The organism is Limnobacter sp. UBA7229, assembly GCF_002473065.1.
GTDB classification, from domain to species: Bacteria; Pseudomonadota; Gammaproteobacteria; order Burkholderiales; family Burkholderiaceae_B; genus Limnobacter; species Limnobacter profundi.
In genome coordinates this window covers 321,253-336,301 of the sequence record NZ_DKTN01000022.1, presented here as the reverse complement: position 1 = coordinate 336,301, position 15,049 = coordinate 321,253, and the positions used below count along the sequence as shown (strand labels likewise).

Sequence of the window (15,049 nt, the reverse complement as noted above, 5' to 3'; positions counted from 1 at the left end):
TTATGAGCATTTTCAATACATTCTTGGTGGTCATGCAGATCATCTCTGCAATCGCCGTAATCGTTCTTGTTTTGCTGCAGCACGGCAAGGGCGCAGACATGGGCGCAGCCTTCGGCAGCGGCTCATCCGGCAGCCTGTTTGGTGCAACCGGATCGGCGAATTTCTTGAGCCGGGCCACAGGCTTTTGTGCTACAATCTTTCTGCTTTGCACACTGGGTTTGGCCTTTTATTCTAGGGCCGGCGTCGAAGCAGAATCCGGTGGTGTGATGGAGGCCATTCAGGCTTCTCCAGCAGAGGGAACGGCAACCCCTGCGGAGACCAAGCCGGCTGAGCCAAAAACGCCCGTGCAGGACATTCCAAAGTAATTCGTTGCGAAGCAATGTGTTGCAGCAACAATATGCCGACGTGGTGGAATTGGTAGACACGCTATCTTGAGGGGGTAGTGGCCACAGGCTGTACGAGTTCGAGTCTCGTCGTCGGCACCAAGGTTTAAATCAAAGCCGGTCTTGTACATAACGACCGGCTTTTTTTCGGGCTAATCGAAGGCCATTAGGGTTTACACGGGAGTCACAGTGAATTTAGAGTCTTATTTTCCAGTGTTGTTGTTCATCCTTGTGGGGATCGGTGTAGGCGGTGGTGCCATGCTGGTCGGTCGAGTTCTCGCCCCCCACCGCCCTGACGGGCAAAAACTTTCCCCATACGAGTGTGGTTTTGAAGCCTTCGAAGATGCACGCATGCAATTCGATGTGCGCTATTACCTCGTTGCCATTCTTTTTATTCTGTTCGATCTCGAAATCGCCTTTCTCTTCCCCTGGGCTGTGGCCTATCGGGAAATTGGTCCAGTCGGTTTCTGGGCCATGATGATTTTTCTGGGTGTTCTGGTGGTGGGCTTCATTTATGAATGGACCCGCGGTGCGCTGGACTGGGAATAAGTTGTCGAATAAGCGGGCTATTTACGGGCAATTGATCGCCCCACTTTCGTGAAGGTAGTAAGCAAATGGGTATTGACGGCGTTTTAAACGAAGGTTTTATCACCACCACGGCTGACAAGTTGATCAACTGGGGTCGCACAGGTTCGCTTTGGCCGATGACATTTGGTTTGGCGTGTTGTGCTGTTGAAATGATGCATGCGGGTGCCAGTCGCTACGACCTGGACCGTTTCGGCATTATTTTCCGCCCCAGTCCGCGCCAATCCGACCTCATGATTGTTGCAGGCACGCTGTGCAACAAAATGGCACCGGCTTTGCGCAAGGTATACGACCAAATGGCCGAGCCGCGCTGGGTCCTATCCATGGGCTCTTGTGCCAATGGTGGTGGTTACTATCACTATTCGTATTCGGTGGTTCGGGGTTGTGATCGCATCGTACCCGTTGATGTGTACGTGCCTGGCTGCCCACCCACAGCGGAAGCGCTCATGTACGGTCTGCTCCAGTTGCAGAACAAGATCAAAACAACTTCCACCATTGCGCGATAAGGGGTTCTATTCATGACACAGAACCAAACTTTGAGCCTGGAAAAGTTAAGCGCCGACCTTGCCGCCGCGCTCGGTGATCGTATTGTTGAATGCAAAGTGGCCTTCGGTGAAGTGAACCTGACGGTGAAGGCAGATTCCTATTTTGAATCGTGCACGATACTTCGCGACCATGAGAACCTGCAGTTTGAACAGCTGATCGACCTGTGTGGCCTTGACCGCAGTGAGTATGGCAATGAATTGAATGAATCCCAGCGTTTCTGGGTGGTGTGTCAGTTGTTGTCAGTGTCCAAAAACATGCGTGTGCGTCTGAAGGTGTGCTGTCCTGACGACGATCTGCCCACTGTTGCCTCGGTAATCGACGTTTGGTCTTCTGCCAACTGGTATGAGCGCGAGGCGTTCGATTTGTACGGCATTGTGTTCGAGGGGCACCCCGACTTGCGTCGCATTTTGACCGACTATGGTTTTGTGGGCCATCCGTTCCGCAAAGACTTCCCCTTGTCTGGTCATGTTGAAATGCGATACGACCCAGAGTTGGGTCGTGTGGTGTACCAACCCGTCACCATTGAGCCGCGTGAAATTACACCCCGCATCATTCGCGAACCTCAATATGGTGGAGCGAAATAATCATGGCTGAAATTAAAAATTACACCCTGAACTTTGGTCCCCAGCACCCCGCCGCACACGGTGTGTTGCGTTTGGTGCTTGAACTGGATGGTGAAGTGGTGCAACGTGCCGACCCACATATCGGTTTGTTGCACCGTGGCACTGAGAAACTGGCTGAGCACAAAACATTCATTCAATCGCTGCCGTACATGGACCGCCTTGATTACGTGTCCATGATGTGCAACGAGCATGCTTACTGCATGGCCATTGAAAAGCTCTTGAACATCGAAGTACCTGTTCGCGCGCAATACATTCGCGTGATGTTCGACGAAATCACCCGCATTCTGAACCACCTGCTGTGGCTGGGTGCTCACGGTCTTGATGTGGGTGCGATGGCGGTGTTTCTGTACGCCTTCCGTGAACGTGAGGATTTGATGGACTGCTACGAGGCAGTGTCAGGTGCACGTTTGCACGCCGCATATTTCCGCCCCGGTGGCGTGTATCGGGACCTTCCGGACCGCATGCCCCAGTACAAACCTTCCAAGGTTCGTTCAGCTAAAAAAGTGGATGCACTAAACAAGAATCGTCAAGGTTCGTTGCTTGATTTTCTGGATGACTTCACCCAGCGTTTCCCGAAGTACGTGGATGAGTACGAAACCCTGCTGACGGATAACCGAATCTGGAAGCAGCGTTTGGTCGGCGTGGGTGTAGTTACACCTGAACGCGCTTTGTCCATGGGCTTTACCGGTCCCATGTTGCGAGGCTCGGGCATTGCCTGGGACTTGCGCAAGAAGCAACCTTACGAAGTGTATGACCGTCTGGATTTCGACATACCTGTGGGCAAGAACGGCGATTGCTATGACCGCTATTTGGTGCGTGTTGAAGAAATGCGCCAGTCGAACAAAATTATCAAGCAGTGTATCGATTGGTTGCGTGTCAACCCTGGCCCCGTAATGAGCGACAACCACAAGGTGTCGCCACCCAAGCGCGTGGACATGAAGACCAACATGGAAGAACTGATCCACCACTTCAAGCTGTTCACCGAAGGTATGCACGTGCCCGAGGGTGAATCCTATGCAGCGGTTGAGCACCCCAAGGGTGAGTTTGGTATTTACTTGGTCGCAGATGGCGCAAACAAGCCCTATCGCTTGAAAATTCGCGCGCCGGGCTTTGCACACCTGCAAGGATTGGACGAAATGTCTCGTGGTCACATGCTGGCTGACGTGGTTACCATCATCGGTACCCAAGACATCGTGTTCGGTGAAATTGATCGCTAAGGATTGAATTGAATCATGAAGTTGAGCGAAAACGCCTATCGTTTGATAGACAAAGAACTGACCAAATACCCGGCTGACCAAAAAATTTCGGCGGTCATGGCGGGCTTGCGCATTGCCCAGGTGGAACTTGGCTGGTTGCCCACTGATGCAATCGAGGCAGTTGCCGAATACCTGGAAATTCCACCGATTGCGGCGTATGAAGTGGCCACGTTCTACAACATGTACGACACCAAAAAAGTGGGCAAGTCGAAGATTGTTGTGTGTACGAACTTGCCATGTGCATTGTCCGGCGGTACCGATGCAGCCGAATACTTGAAGAAAAAACTGGGTATTGATTACAACGAAACCACCAAAGACGGCCTGTTCACCCTGAAAGAAGGTGAGTGCATGGGCGCTTGCGGCGATTCCCCAGTGATGTTGGTGAACAACCACCGCATGTGCAGTTTTATGAGCAACGAGAAAATCGATGCGCTGGTAGAGGAGTTGAAGTCATGACTTGTTTGCACGGACGACACATTAACCCGGTAATTTTGGCTGGTCTCGATGGCAGCAACTGGGACCTGAAAGGTTACGAAGCACGTGGTGGTTACAAGGCGCTGCGCAAAATCCTGACAGAGGGAATTTCTCAAGAAGACGTCATTGCAGAAGTGAAGAAGTCTGCGTTGCGCGGTCGTGGAGGCGCGGGTTTTCCAACCGGCCTGAAATGGAGCTTCATGCCCCGCCAGTTTCCGGGTCAAAAGTATTTGGCCTGTAACTCGGATGAAGGCGAGCCAGGCACATTTAAAGACCGCGACATTTTGCGTTACAACCCGCACTCAGTCATCGAAGGCATGGCGATCGCCGCATACGCCATGGGCATTTCCGTGGGTTACAACTACATTCACGGCGAGATCTGGGAAACCTACGAACGCTTTGAAGAAGCACTGGAACAGGCTCGCGCTGCTGGGTACCTGGGCGATAACATCATGGGTTCGAAGTTCAGCTTCCAGCTGCATGCACACCAGGGTTATGGCGCTTACATTTGCGGTGAAGAAACCGCGCTGATTGAGTCTATCGAAGGCAAAAAGGGCCAACCTCGTTTCAAGCCACCGTTTCCGGCTTCCTACGGCATTTACGGCAAGCCCACCACCATTAACAACACAGAAACATTCGCTGCGGTGCCGTTCATTATTCAGAATGGCGGCGACTGGTTTCTCGAGCTGGGTAAGCCTAACAACGGCGGCACGAAGATTTTCTCGATTTCCGGCGATGTTGAAAAGCCCGGCAACTATGAAATTCCCCTGGGAACACCCTTTGCAACCTTGCTTGAAATGGCTGGTGGCATGAAGGGTGGCCGCAAGATCAAGGCTGTGATTCCGGGTGGTTCGTCCATGCCCGTGTTGCCCGGTGACGTGATGATGGCCACCGACATGGACTACGACTCCATCGCAAAAGCGGGCTCTATGTTGGGTTCAGGTGCGGTCATCGTGATGGACGAAACACGCTGCATGGTGAAAAGCCTGTTGCGCCTTTCTTATTTTTATTACGAAGAAAGCTGTGGCCAATGTACGCCTTGCCGTGAAGGCACAGGTTGGTTGTACCGAATCATCAACCGCATTGAACACGGAGAAGGTCGCCCTGAAGACCTGGACATGTTGAACTCGATTGCCGACAACATTCAGGGTCGCACCATTTGTGCGTTGGGCGATGCTGCTGCCATGCCAGTTCGTGCTTTCCTGAAACATTTCCATGAAGAATTTGAGCATCACATCACACACAAGTCGTGCATTGTGCCGGCTTACGTTTGATTCCCTGCGGGTAGATACAAATGGTTGAACTAGAGATTGATGGTGTAAAAGTTGAAGTGGCCGAGGGCAGCATGCTCATGGACGCCGCTGAGAAGGCAGGCAGCTATGTGCCTCACTTTTGCTATCACAAAAAATTGTCGATTGCGGCCAACTGCCGCATGTGTCTGGTCGATGTAGAAAAAGCGCCCAAGCCTTTGCCCGCTTGCGCTACACCTGTGTCGCCCGGCATGATTGTTCGCACCAAAAGCGAAAAAGCCGTGAACGCCCAAAAAAGCGTCATGGAATTTTTGCTGATTAATCACCCGCTTGATTGCCCGATTTGCGACCAAGGTGGCGAGTGTCAGTTGCAGGACATCGCAGTGGGTTACGGTGGCGTGTCTTCGCGCTATCAGGAAGAAAAGCGCGTTGTATTTTACAAAGACATCGGCCCGCTGGTTTCCGCGCAGGAAATGAGCCGTTGCATTCACTGTACACGTTGCGTGCGTTTTGGCCAGGAAGTGGCAGGCGTCATGGAACTGGGCATGGCCAATCGTGGTGAACATTCAGAAATTCTGAGCTTTGTGGGCAATTCTGTGGATTCAGAATTGTCGGGCAACATGATTGATCTGTGTCCCGTGGGCGCACTCACATCCAAGCCTTTCCGTTACAACGCCCGCACTTGGGAAATGGCGCGTCGCAAGTCAGTTGCCGCCCATGACAGTCTGGGTTCTAACGTGGTGGTTCAGGTCAAAGCCGACAAAGTCATGCGCATTGTTCCGCAAGAAAATGACAGTGTGAACGAGTGCTGGATTTCGGACCGTGACCGTTTTAGTTACGAAGGCTTGCTGGCAACTGATCGTCTGACTGAACCGATGATCAAGAAGAACGGTCAGTGGGTAACAACTGACTGGCAAACCGCGCTGAATGTGGCGTTTGAAGGTTTGAAGAAAGCCCGCCGGGAATCGACGGACCTGAACAGCATTGCGATGTTGGTTTCACCGAACAGCAGCTTCGAGGAAATGGCCTTGGCCAAAGCCTTGATGACAGGCCTTGGTTCAACAAGCATTGATGCAGGCTTGCGGCACAGTGCAAACTTGAGCCTGGTCGGTGCCAAGCCTTGGTTGGGTACCTCAATTCAACAGTTGGCAGATGCGGAATCCATCGTTGTAGTGGGTGCTGACCCCCGCAATGATCAGCCTTTGCTGACCCAGCGTATTCGCCAAGCTGCAAAGCAGGGCGCCCGTGTGGTGCTGGTGAATGCAGGTGGATTGGATCCATTGATGCCAAAAGCCGTGTGGCTGAAGGCTGCTCCTTCGAAGTGGGCTGATACTTTGAATCACGATGCTGTGGCCAACGCACTAAGCGCGCCTGAAGGTGGCAAGTTTGTGTTGATCGGCCAACAGGTGTTGATGAGCCCATTTGCAGGCCAAGTGTTGGCCAAGGCGGTCGAGTTGGCCAAATCAACAGGTGCCACATTGGGCTTCCTGGGTGATGGTGCCAATTGGGTCGGGTCTTTCGTGGCAGGCATTCAAGCCAGCGCCCACGGTGGCAAAAATGCTCAAACCATGCTGGATGGCAAGGCCAAAGCAGCTATTGTTTTTGGTGCTGAACCAGACTTGGACAGCGTGCAGGGACAGAAGATTGTGCGCGGTCTGATCGATGCGGAATTTGTGGTACAAGCCAGTGCGTTTGTGGGCAATGCCAAGCAGTATGCGGATGTGTTGTTGCCCATTGCGCCCAGCACTGAAACCTCGGGCACTTTCATCAACATCGCAGGCACTGCTCAAACATTCAAAGCGGCGGTTCGCCCTCTGGGTGAAACACGCCCAGGCTGGAAGGTGTTGCGAGTGTTGGGCAATTTGCTGGGCCTGGAGGGTTTTGAGTTCAACAGTTCTGAAGAAGTATTGAAAGCATTCTTGCCTGCCAATCTTGCTGCTTCGCTGAGCAATACGATTCCTGAACAAACGGTGGCCGGAGTGGCTCTAAGTGGAAACCTTGAATTGGCTGCTTTTGCGCCAATTTACGACACCGATGCACTGGTTCGTCGTGCCGACTCGCTGCGCAAAACCAAGGCTGCCAAACCGGCACTTGCACAAATCAGTACGCAAACAGCCGGGTTATTGGGTGTCAAGTCTGGTGACAAAATTCAATTGACAGACTCTGAGGGCGGCACGTTGCGGGCTGCGGTTCTAGTGAATAAAACAATTGCTGACAACACAGTGTTGGTGCCAATGGGGCGTGTGGATTCGCAAAGCCTGCGCACCGTGTTTGGGGGTGTTACGGTCGAGGCAGTGGTGGCCAGCGAGGTGCAGGCATGAGTTCACCCATCGACATGATCACGACCTTTGGTTCTGATTTACTCGGACCAGCCTGGGTGCCCGTTTGGACTCTGATCAAGATTTTGACAATCACCTTGCCGTTGCTGGGTTGCGTCGCTTATCTGACCTATTGGGAACGCAAAATGATTGGCCGCATGCACATTCGCATGGGTCCAAGTTATGTGGGCCCAATGGGTTTGCTTCAGCCGATCGCCGACGCGGTCAAGATGATGTTCAAGGAAATCATCGTGCCGATGAACGCCAACAAAGGCTTGTTCATCATCGCGCCGATCATGACCATCATGCCGGCCTTGGCGGCATGGGCAGTCATCCCGTTTGGGCCAGAAACCGTTTTGGCCAATGTGAATGCTGGTTTGCTTTACCTCATGGCCATTACATCGCTTGAGGTGTATGGCGTGATCATTGCAGGCTGGGCATCCAACTCCAAGTACGCCTTCCTGGCCGCCATGCGTGCTTCTGCGCAAATGGTGTCCTATGAATTGGCGATTGGTTTTGTGCTGGTCACCGTATTGCTGGTGGCGGGCAGCCTGAACATGACTGACATCGTGATGACTCAAACCACCGGTCAGTTCGCCGATATGGGCTTGAACTTCCTGTCCTGGAACTGGTTGCCTTTGTTGCCCTTGCTGGTGATCTACATGATCTCTGCGGTGGCTGAAACCAACCGCCACCCCTTTGACGTGGTTGAAGGGGAATCCGAAATTGTGGCGGGCCACATGGTGGAATATTCCGGCATGACCTTTGCCATTTTCTTCCTGGCCGAATACGCCAACATGATTTTGCTGTCCTGTTTGGCTGCGATCATGTTCTTCGGTGGTTGGGACGCGCCAGTCGCATTCCTGAGTTTCATTCCAGGCTGGATCTGGCTGGGTATTAAAACCTTCTTGCTGGTGTCGATGTTCATCTGGTTCCGTGCATCATTCCCGCGTTACCGCTACGACCAGATCATGCGTCTGGGCTGGAAGGTGTTCATTCCGTTGACACTGGTTTGGCTGGTGGTGGTTGCTGCCTGGATGCAGACTCCCTGGAACATCTGGAATTAATTGAGAGCGAACCATGTTTCAAGTTGTTAAAGAATTTTTGAACAGTCTGTTGCTGCGCGAGATGCTGAAAGGCATGGCGCTCACCATGGGTTATATGTTCACTCAACCCATCACGGTGCTTTACCCGATGGAGAAAACACCGATGTCGCCACGTTTTCGTGGATTGCACGCCTTGCGTCGCTATGAAAATGGCGAAGAGCGCTGTATTGCATGCAAATTGTGTGAGGCAGTATGCCCGGCCATGGCAATTACGATTGAATCGGAACAGCGCGAAGACGGCACACGCCGGACCAGCCGTTACGACATTGATTTGACCAAGTGTATTTTTTGCGGTTTCTGTGAAGAATCGTGCCCGGTGGATTCAATTGTAGAAACACATATTCACGAATATCACGGTGAGAAGCGCGGTGATTTGTATTTCACCAAAGAAATGCTGCTGGCTGTGGGCGATCGTTATGAGGCTGAAATTGCAGCCAACCGCGAAGCCGATGCGGCCTACCGTTAACTCGATACAAAACTTAGAAGACTAAATGCAATGGATGCAATAACCGGTTTCTTTTATGTGTTCGCCGCCATTTTGGTATTTGCAGCGGTGCGCGTAATCACCGCCAGCAATGCTGTACATGCAGCTTTGTACCTGGTCCTTTCGTTTTTCTCTGCATCTGCCCTGTGGATGTTGCTGGAGGCCGAGTTCCTGGCCATTTCACTGGTGCTGGTTTATGTGGGTGCGGTGATGGTGCTGTTCCTGTTCGTGGTCATGATGGTCGATGTGAACATGGACAAGGTACGTGCTGGCTTCTGGAAAAACCTGCCGGTGGCTGCCATCGTCGGCTCGCTGATCGCTTTCCAAATGTCAGTAGTATTGCTGCGTGGCTTTTGGGACCCCAATCTGGAAACGCCAGAACAGGCTGCCAACAACACTCAAGCCTTGGGTAAGTTGCTGTACACCGAGTATTTGTATCCGTTTGAAGTGGCTGCCTTGATTTTGTTGGTGGCGATGGTTGCGGCGATCGCGCTGACCTTGCGCAAGCGCAAGGACACGAAAGGCCAGGTGCCTTCAGACCAGGTTCGCGTGAAGTCAACTGACCGCGTGAAGCTTGTGAGCATGCCTGCTGATCTTGACCGCAAACAAACCAAAAGCGACACCACTGACGGTCGCCAAGCCTAACCGGGAATAGACAACAATGATTTCACTTTCTCATTACCTCGTGCTGGGCGCGATTTTGTTCTCGATCAGCGTGATTGGCATTTTCCTGAACCGCAAAAACCTGATCGTGATTCTGATGGCCATTGAACTGATGCTTCTGGCCGTGAACATGAACTTCGTTGCGTTTTCTCACTTCTTGGGCGATTTGTCCGGGCAGTTGTTCGTTTTCTTTATTCTCACAGTGGCCGCCGCCGAGTCTGCAATTGGTTTGGCAATTCTGGTGGTCCTTTTCCGCAACATGAATTCAATCAACGTCGAAGATCTCGACCAGCTAAAGGGGTAAGCGCGAATGAATCCCTTGTATTTGATCGTTCCGTTTGCTCCGCTGGTCGGCGCCATTCTTGCCGGTTTCTTCGGCAAGCAAATTGGCCGTGCTGGTGCGCACACAGCAACCATTGCTGGCGTTGCCATTTCCCTGATTGCTTCCATTCTGGTGTTCATGGACGTGATGGAGGGCAATACCTTCAACGGCACCCTCTATGAATGGGCTGTTGTGGGCACTTTGGTGTTTGAAGTCGGTTTCTTGATTGATACCTTGACAGCCACGATGATGTTGGTGGTGACCAGTGTGTCACTCATGGTGCATATCTATACGATTGGCTATATGGAGGAAGACGAAGGTTATCAGCGCTTCTTCTCTTATATTTCGCTGTTCACCTTCTCCATGTTGATGCTTGTGATGAGCAACAACTTCCTGCAGTTGTTCTTTGGCTGGGAAGCGGTGGGTCTTGTTTCATACCTGCTGATTGGTTTTTGGTATACCAAGCCAACAGCCATTTACGCCAACCTGAAAGCGTTTCTCGTAAACCGAGTGGGCGACTTCGGTTTTATTCTCGGGATTGGCTTGATTATGGCTTCCGCGGGTTCCATGAACTACGCCGAGGTGTTTGCGCAAGCAGATAACCTTGCTGGCCAAACCATGCCAGGCACTGACTGGCCTTTACTGGCCGTAGCCTGTATCTGCCTGTTTATCGGTGCCATGGGCAAGTCAGCCCAATTCCCGCTGCATGTGTGGCTGCCCGATTCAATGGAAGGCCCCACACCGATCTCCGCCTTGATTCACGCAGCCACCATGGTGACCGCAGGTATTTTCATGGTCAGCCGGATGTCACCGTTGTTTGAACTCAGCGACATCGCTTTGAACTTTGTGTTGGTGATAGGCTCAATCACGGCGCTGTTCATGGGTTTTCTGGGCATTATTCAAAACGACATCAAACGAGTGGTGGCGTATTCAACGCTATCGCAGTTGGGTTATATGACAGTGGCCTTGGGTGTGTCCGCTTACCCCGTCGCCATTTTCCATCTGATGACGCACGCTTTCTTCAAGGCCTTGTTGTTCCTGGGCGCGGGTTCCGTGATTATCGGCATGCACCACGATCAGGACATTCGCCACATGGGCGGGCTTTGGAAGTACATGCCAATTACATGGCTCACTTCCTTGTTGGGATCGCTTGCTTTGATTGGTACGCCGTTCTTCTCAGGTTTTTACTCAAAAGACAGCATCATCGAGGCAGTGCACTTCAGTACCCTGCCAGCGGCCGACTTTGCTTATTTCGCTGTGGTGGCTGGTGTATTCATCACTGCGTTCTACAGCTTCCGCATGTATTTCCTGGTGTTCCATGGCAAAGAGCGTTTCCATAACGTTCAGCACCATGACGACCATGGTGATGATGATCATCATGCCCATCACGGACCTGTACAGCCGCACGAATCACGCTGGGTGGTTACCTTGCCCTTGATCTTGCTGGCAATTCCCTCGGTAATCATTGGTTATATTGCGGTTGAGCCCATGTTGCATGGCACCTTTTTTGAGGGTGTGATCACGATTAATCCAGAACACGGTGCAATGGCAGGCCTCAGCAGTATTTTCCATGGTGCCGCGGCCATGGGTGTTCATTCTTTGCAAACGGCGCCATTCTGGCTCGCCTTGGGCGGTGTGGTTGCCGCAGCAGTTTGCTACCTGTGGGTACCAGCGATTCCGGCAGCGTTCATGAAGGCTTTGAAGCCAGTGCACACTTTGCTGGACAACAAGTACTACATGGACAAGTTCAACGAAGTAGTGTTTGCCGGTGGGGCTCGTGGCCTGGGCGAGGCGCTTTGGAAGTTTGGTGACCGTATGTTGATCGATGGTTTATTGGTCAATGGCAGTGCCAAACTGGTAGGTTTGATCTCGGGTGTGGTTCGATTCGCGCAAAGTGGTTTTATTTACCACTATGCGTTCGCGATGATTCTTGGCGTGTTAGCCATGATCATCACTTTCATCACACTCAAATAACAAAGGCGGAACCTCGGTTCTTACGATTGGAAAATATCAATGTCTAACAATATTCCTTATCTGAGTTTGGCGATCTGGCTGCCAATTGCCTTTGGTGTTTTGATCATGGCCTTGGGCAATGACAAAAACGCAGGTGCCGTGCGGGGTGCCTCCCTGATTGCAGCGCTAATCAGTTTTCTGGTTACCTTGCCTTTGTACTTCGGTTTTGACACCAGCACCGCCCAATTGCAGTTTGTCGAGAACTTGCCCTGGATTGAAGCCTTCGGCGCTTCGTATGGTCTGGGCGTTGATGGTTTGTCGGTGTGGTTTGTCATCTTGACAGCACTCATCACCATCTTTGTGGTGGTGGCAGCTTGGGAAGTAATCACCGAGAAAGTTGCGCAGTACATGGCCGCTTTCCTGATTTTGTCGGGCTTGATGGTGGGTGTTTTTGCTGCCACCGATGGTTTACTGTTTTATGTATTCTTTGAAGCAACGCTGATCCCGATGTACATCATCGTGGGCGTGTGGGGGGGGCCTAACCGAATTTATGCGGCCTTCAAGTTCTTCTTGTACACCCTGCTGGGTTCTTTGCTCACCTTGGTTGCGATCATTTATCTGCAATTCCAGTCAGGCACGTTCGAAATTGCGGCATGGCATAAATTGCCCTTGGGCATGACTGAGCAAATACTGATTTTCCTGGCTTTCCTCATGGCGTTTGCCGTGAAGGTGCCTATGTGGCCAGTTCACACTTGGTTGCCAGATGCGCACGTTGAAGCCCCCACGGGTGGTTCCGTGGTACTGGCTGCAATCATGTTGAAGCTGGGTGCTTACGGCTTCCTGCGTTTCAGTATGCCGATTGCTCCAGATGCAAGCCATGAACTGGCCGGCTTCATGATTACTTTGTCGCTGATCGCAGTGGTGTATATCGGTGTGGTTGCCTTGGTTCAGAAAGACATGAAAAAGCTGGTGGCTTATTCATCCATCGCACACATGGGCTTTGTCACCTTGGGTTTCTTCATGTTTCAGGACCTGGCAGTGCAGGGCGCCATCATCCAGATGATTTCTCACGGTTTTGTCTCGGGCGCTATGTTCCTGTGTATCGGTGTACTTTACGACCGCGTTCACAGCCGTGAAATTTCTGCATATGGTGGCGTTGTGAACACCATGCCCAAATTTGCAGCGTTTTTCCTGTTGTTTGCAATGGCCAACTCGGGTCTTCCCGCCACCAGTGGTTTTGTGGGCGAGTTCATGGTGATTCTGGGTGCAGTGAAGTACAACTTCTGGATTGGTTTACTGGCTGCGACCACCCTTATTTTTGGTGCGGCTTATTCGTTGTGGATGTACAAGCGCGTGGTGTTTGGTGAGGTAGCCAACGACAACGTGAAAGAATTGACCGATGTGAACACCCGTGAATTCTTGATGCTGGGTGCATTGGCAATTCTGGTCATGGCCATGGGCCTGTACCCCAAACCTTTTACTGACGTGTTGCAGGTGTCTGTCGATGCCTTGTTGCAACATGTGGCTCAGTCCAAGCTTTAATTGAGGAATGTTCGTGGATCAGATGAATCTCTCACTCGCTATTCCTGAAATTGCCCTGGCGCTTTTCGCCTGTGCATTTCTGATTGCCGACAGCGTGACCAAAGGCCGAATCCTGCCAATACTGCACAATATCGTGGTGTTGTTTTGCATCGGTTTGGGTGTGTATTGCCTGGCGCAGGTACCTACGGCAGGTACCGAGCTGGCTTTCTCCAATATGTACATTGCTGACAGCATGGCTTTGGTCTTGAAGGGCTTTTCTGCATTGGCCATTGCATTCACCCTGATAGTGGGTGCGAGCTATGCCAAAGACCGTGACATGTTCAAAGGAGAGCTGCACGCCTTGGTGTTGTTTGCCTTGCTTGGCCAGATGATCATGATTTCTGCCAACAACCTGTTGTTGGTGTACCTGGGTGTCGAACTGTTGTCGCTTAGTCTGTATGCCGCCGTGGCCATGCAGCGAGACAATGTACGCGCTACCGAAGCTGCGATGAAGTATTTTGTTCTTGGCGCCTTGGCTTCAGGTTTCCTGTTGTATGGCATGTCGATGATTTATGGTGCCACAGGGTCGCTGAATCACGCTGATATCGCATTTGCTGCAACCGCGGCTGTGTCGGGCCAAAAATCAATTGTTTTTGTATTTGGTATCGTATTTCTGGTGGCGGGCCTCGCCTTCAAGCTGGGTGTGGTTCCTTTCCACATGTGGGTGCCTGATGTGTATCAGGGTTCGCCTTCCATCTCGACCTTGCTGATCAGTGGCGCACCCAAACTGGCTGCATTTGCCATGTTGATGCGTCTGCTGGTGGATGGTCTTTTCGTGATGGCATTTGACTGGCAAAACATGTTGATGGTTTTGGCAATTGCCTCGCTGGCCATAGGCAACCTCACCGCGATTGCACAAACCAGCTTGAAACGCATGTTGGCGTATTCAACCATTGCGCAAATGGGCTTCATGTTGCTGGGTTTCCTCTCCGGCGTCAGTGGTCAAGGCGCCGGGCAAGACACTGGCAATGCTGCCCAGGCTTATTCCTCGGCCATGTTCTACAGCATTACCTATGTGCTGACCACCCTCGGTACTTTTGGCGTGATTATGGTGATGTCGCGCAAAGGTTTCGAGGTTGAAAATATCAGTGATCTGAAAGGGTTGAACAAGCGTGCACCATGGTTGGCCTTGATTATGTTGTTGCTGATGTTCTCACTGGCAGGTATTCCACCCATGGTGGGTTTTGCTGCCAAGTTGTCAGTTTTGAAAGCCTTGTTGGCTACTGGTCAGGTTTGGTTGACTGTCTATGCAGTGATGTTCAGCCTGGTGGGTGCGTTCTATTACATTCGTATTGTGAAAACGATGTATTTTGAAGCCCCTGCTGATGAAACTGAAATTGTGATGGGCAATGATGCACGCGCCGTGTTGGGTTTGAACGGCTTGGCTGTGATCGCGCTGGGCTTGCTGCCTGCGCCTCTAATGGCTTATTGCATGACTGCAATTCAGCAAACACTGGCTGGTTAATTAATAAATTCGGCTTTTTTGAATATTCATGGGAGGTAGG

The 15,049-nt window shown here is 51.8% G+C and carries 15 protein-coding genes and 1 tRNA gene; all 16 read left to right on the top strand.

The window, feature by feature from the left end:
- The first annotated feature begins 2 nt into the window (after window positions 1-2).
- The gene (gene secG / locus B4C79_RS13400; protein ID WP_105028774.1) at window positions 3-365 is read left to right on the top strand and encodes a preprotein translocase subunit SecG; all 363 of its coding nucleotides are present in this window, start codon (window positions 3-5) and stop codon (window positions 363-365) included.
- 34 nt (window positions 366-399) lie between these two features.
- A tRNA-Leu gene (locus tag B4C79_RS13395) sits at window positions 400-485 on the top strand.
- Between the two features lie 87 nt (window positions 486-572).
- On the top strand, window positions 573-932 hold the full coding sequence (locus B4C79_RS13390) for an NADH-quinone oxidoreductase subunit A (RefSeq protein ID WP_171098558.1): 360 nt from the start codon (window positions 573-575) through the stop codon (window positions 930-932).
- A 65-nt stretch (window positions 933-997) separates the two neighbouring features.
- The gene (locus tag B4C79_RS13385) at window positions 998-1,474 is read left to right on the top strand and encodes a NuoB/complex I 20 kDa subunit family protein (RefSeq protein WP_008251188.1); all 477 of its coding nucleotides are present in this window, start codon (window positions 998-1,000) and stop codon (window positions 1,472-1,474) included.
- Window positions 1,475-1,486: 12 nt separating this feature from the next.
- Window positions 1,487-2,098 (top strand): NADH-quinone oxidoreductase subunit C, encoded by a 612-nt coding sequence (locus B4C79_RS13380; protein ID WP_171098560.1) that lies wholly within the window; start codon window positions 1,487-1,489, stop codon window positions 2,096-2,098.
- 2 nt (window positions 2,099-2,100) lie between these two features.
- Window positions 2,101-3,354, top strand: coding sequence for an NADH-quinone oxidoreductase subunit D (locus tag B4C79_RS13375; protein WP_171098562.1), 1,254 nt, complete (start codon window positions 2,101-2,103; stop codon window positions 3,352-3,354).
- A 15-nt stretch (window positions 3,355-3,369) separates the two neighbouring features.
- Entirely contained in the window at window positions 3,370-3,849 is a 480-nt protein-coding gene (gene nuoE, locus B4C79_RS13370) for an NADH-quinone oxidoreductase subunit NuoE (RefSeq protein WP_105028778.1), read from the top strand.
- Window positions 3,846-5,141, top strand: a complete 1,296-nt coding sequence (gene nuoF, locus B4C79_RS13365; protein ID WP_040513254.1) for an NADH-quinone oxidoreductase subunit NuoF — start codon at window positions 3,846-3,848, stop codon at window positions 5,139-5,141. Before nuoE ends, nuoF begins: the two co-directional genes overlap by 4 nt.
- 20 nt (window positions 5,142-5,161) lie before the next feature.
- Complete coding sequence (gene nuoG, locus B4C79_RS13360) at window positions 5,162-7,438, top strand: NADH-quinone oxidoreductase subunit NuoG (RefSeq protein WP_291752281.1); 2,277 nt, start codon at window positions 5,162-5,164, stop codon at window positions 7,436-7,438.
- A complete protein-coding gene (gene nuoH / locus B4C79_RS13355) occupies window positions 7,435-8,502 on the top strand; it encodes an NADH-quinone oxidoreductase subunit NuoH (RefSeq protein WP_105028781.1) in 1,068 nt (355 codons plus the stop codon). The genes nuoG and nuoH overlap by 4 nt, the downstream gene beginning before the upstream one ends.
- Window positions 8,503-8,515: 13 nt before the next feature.
- Window positions 8,516-9,007 carry an NADH-quinone oxidoreductase subunit NuoI gene (nuoI, locus tag B4C79_RS13350; protein WP_008251211.1) on the top strand — a complete coding sequence of 164 codons (492 nt, stop codon included), beginning with the start codon at window positions 8,516-8,518 and terminating at the stop codon, window positions 9,005-9,007.
- A 30-nt stretch (window positions 9,008-9,037) separates the two neighbouring features.
- Entirely contained in the window at window positions 9,038-9,670 is a 633-nt protein-coding gene (locus B4C79_RS13345) for an NADH-quinone oxidoreductase subunit J (RefSeq protein WP_105028782.1), read from the top strand.
- A gap of 16 nt (window positions 9,671-9,686) precedes the next feature.
- Window positions 9,687-9,992 (top strand): NADH-quinone oxidoreductase subunit NuoK, encoded by a 306-nt coding sequence (gene nuoK / locus B4C79_RS13340; protein ID WP_008251215.1) that lies wholly within the window; start codon window positions 9,687-9,689, stop codon window positions 9,990-9,992.
- A 6-nt stretch (window positions 9,993-9,998) separates the two neighbouring features.
- The gene (gene nuoL / locus B4C79_RS13335; protein ID WP_291739579.1) at window positions 9,999-11,984 is read left to right on the top strand and encodes an NADH-quinone oxidoreductase subunit L; all 1,986 of its coding nucleotides are present in this window, start codon (window positions 9,999-10,001) and stop codon (window positions 11,982-11,984) included.
- Between the two features lie 39 nt (window positions 11,985-12,023).
- On the top strand, window positions 12,024-13,505 hold the full coding sequence (locus B4C79_RS13330; RefSeq protein ID WP_171098568.1) for an NADH-quinone oxidoreductase subunit M: 1,482 nt from the start codon (window positions 12,024-12,026) through the stop codon (window positions 13,503-13,505).
- Between the two features lie 22 nt (window positions 13,506-13,527).
- Entirely contained in the window at window positions 13,528-15,009 is a 1,482-nt protein-coding gene (gene nuoN, locus B4C79_RS13325) for an NADH-quinone oxidoreductase subunit NuoN (RefSeq protein ID WP_291739578.1), read from the top strand.
- Window positions 15,010-15,049: the final 40 nt, after the last annotated feature.

Bases quoted from the DNA above. Each gene is read 5' to 3' on its own strand.
- secG (WP_105028774.1), top strand. From the start codon at position 3: ATGAGCATTTTCAATACATTCTTGGTGGTCATGCAGATCATCTCTGCA.
- B4C79_RS13385 (WP_008251188.1), top strand. From the start codon at position 998: ATGGGTATTGACGGCGTTTTAAACGAAGGTTTTATCACCACCACGGCT.
- B4C79_RS13380 (WP_171098560.1), top strand. From the start codon at position 1,487: ATGACACAGAACCAAACTTTGAGCCTGGAAAAGTTAAGCGCCGACCTT.
- B4C79_RS13375 (WP_171098562.1), top strand. From the start codon at position 2,101: ATGGCTGAAATTAAAAATTACACCCTGAACTTTGGTCCCCAGCACCCC.
- nuoE (WP_105028778.1), top strand. From the start codon at position 3,370: ATGAAGTTGAGCGAAAACGCCTATCGTTTGATAGACAAAGAACTGACC.
- nuoF (WP_040513254.1), top strand. From the start codon at position 3,846: ATGACTTGTTTGCACGGACGACACATTAACCCGGTAATTTTGGCTGGT.
- nuoG (WP_291752281.1), top strand. From the start codon at position 5,162: ATGGTTGAACTAGAGATTGATGGTGTAAAAGTTGAAGTGGCCGAGGGC.
- nuoH (WP_105028781.1), top strand. From the start codon at position 7,435: ATGAGTTCACCCATCGACATGATCACGACCTTTGGTTCTGATTTACTC.
- nuoI (WP_008251211.1), top strand. From the start codon at position 8,516: ATGTTTCAAGTTGTTAAAGAATTTTTGAACAGTCTGTTGCTGCGCGAG.
- B4C79_RS13345 (WP_105028782.1), top strand. From the start codon at position 9,038: ATGGATGCAATAACCGGTTTCTTTTATGTGTTCGCCGCCATTTTGGTA.
- nuoK (WP_008251215.1), top strand. From the start codon at position 9,687: ATGATTTCACTTTCTCATTACCTCGTGCTGGGCGCGATTTTGTTCTCG.
- nuoL (WP_291739579.1), top strand. From the start codon at position 9,999: ATGAATCCCTTGTATTTGATCGTTCCGTTTGCTCCGCTGGTCGGCGCC.
- B4C79_RS13330 (WP_171098568.1), top strand. From the start codon at position 12,024: ATGTCTAACAATATTCCTTATCTGAGTTTGGCGATCTGGCTGCCAATT.
- nuoN (WP_291739578.1), top strand. From the start codon at position 13,528: ATGAATCTCTCACTCGCTATTCCTGAAATTGCCCTGGCGCTTTTCGCC.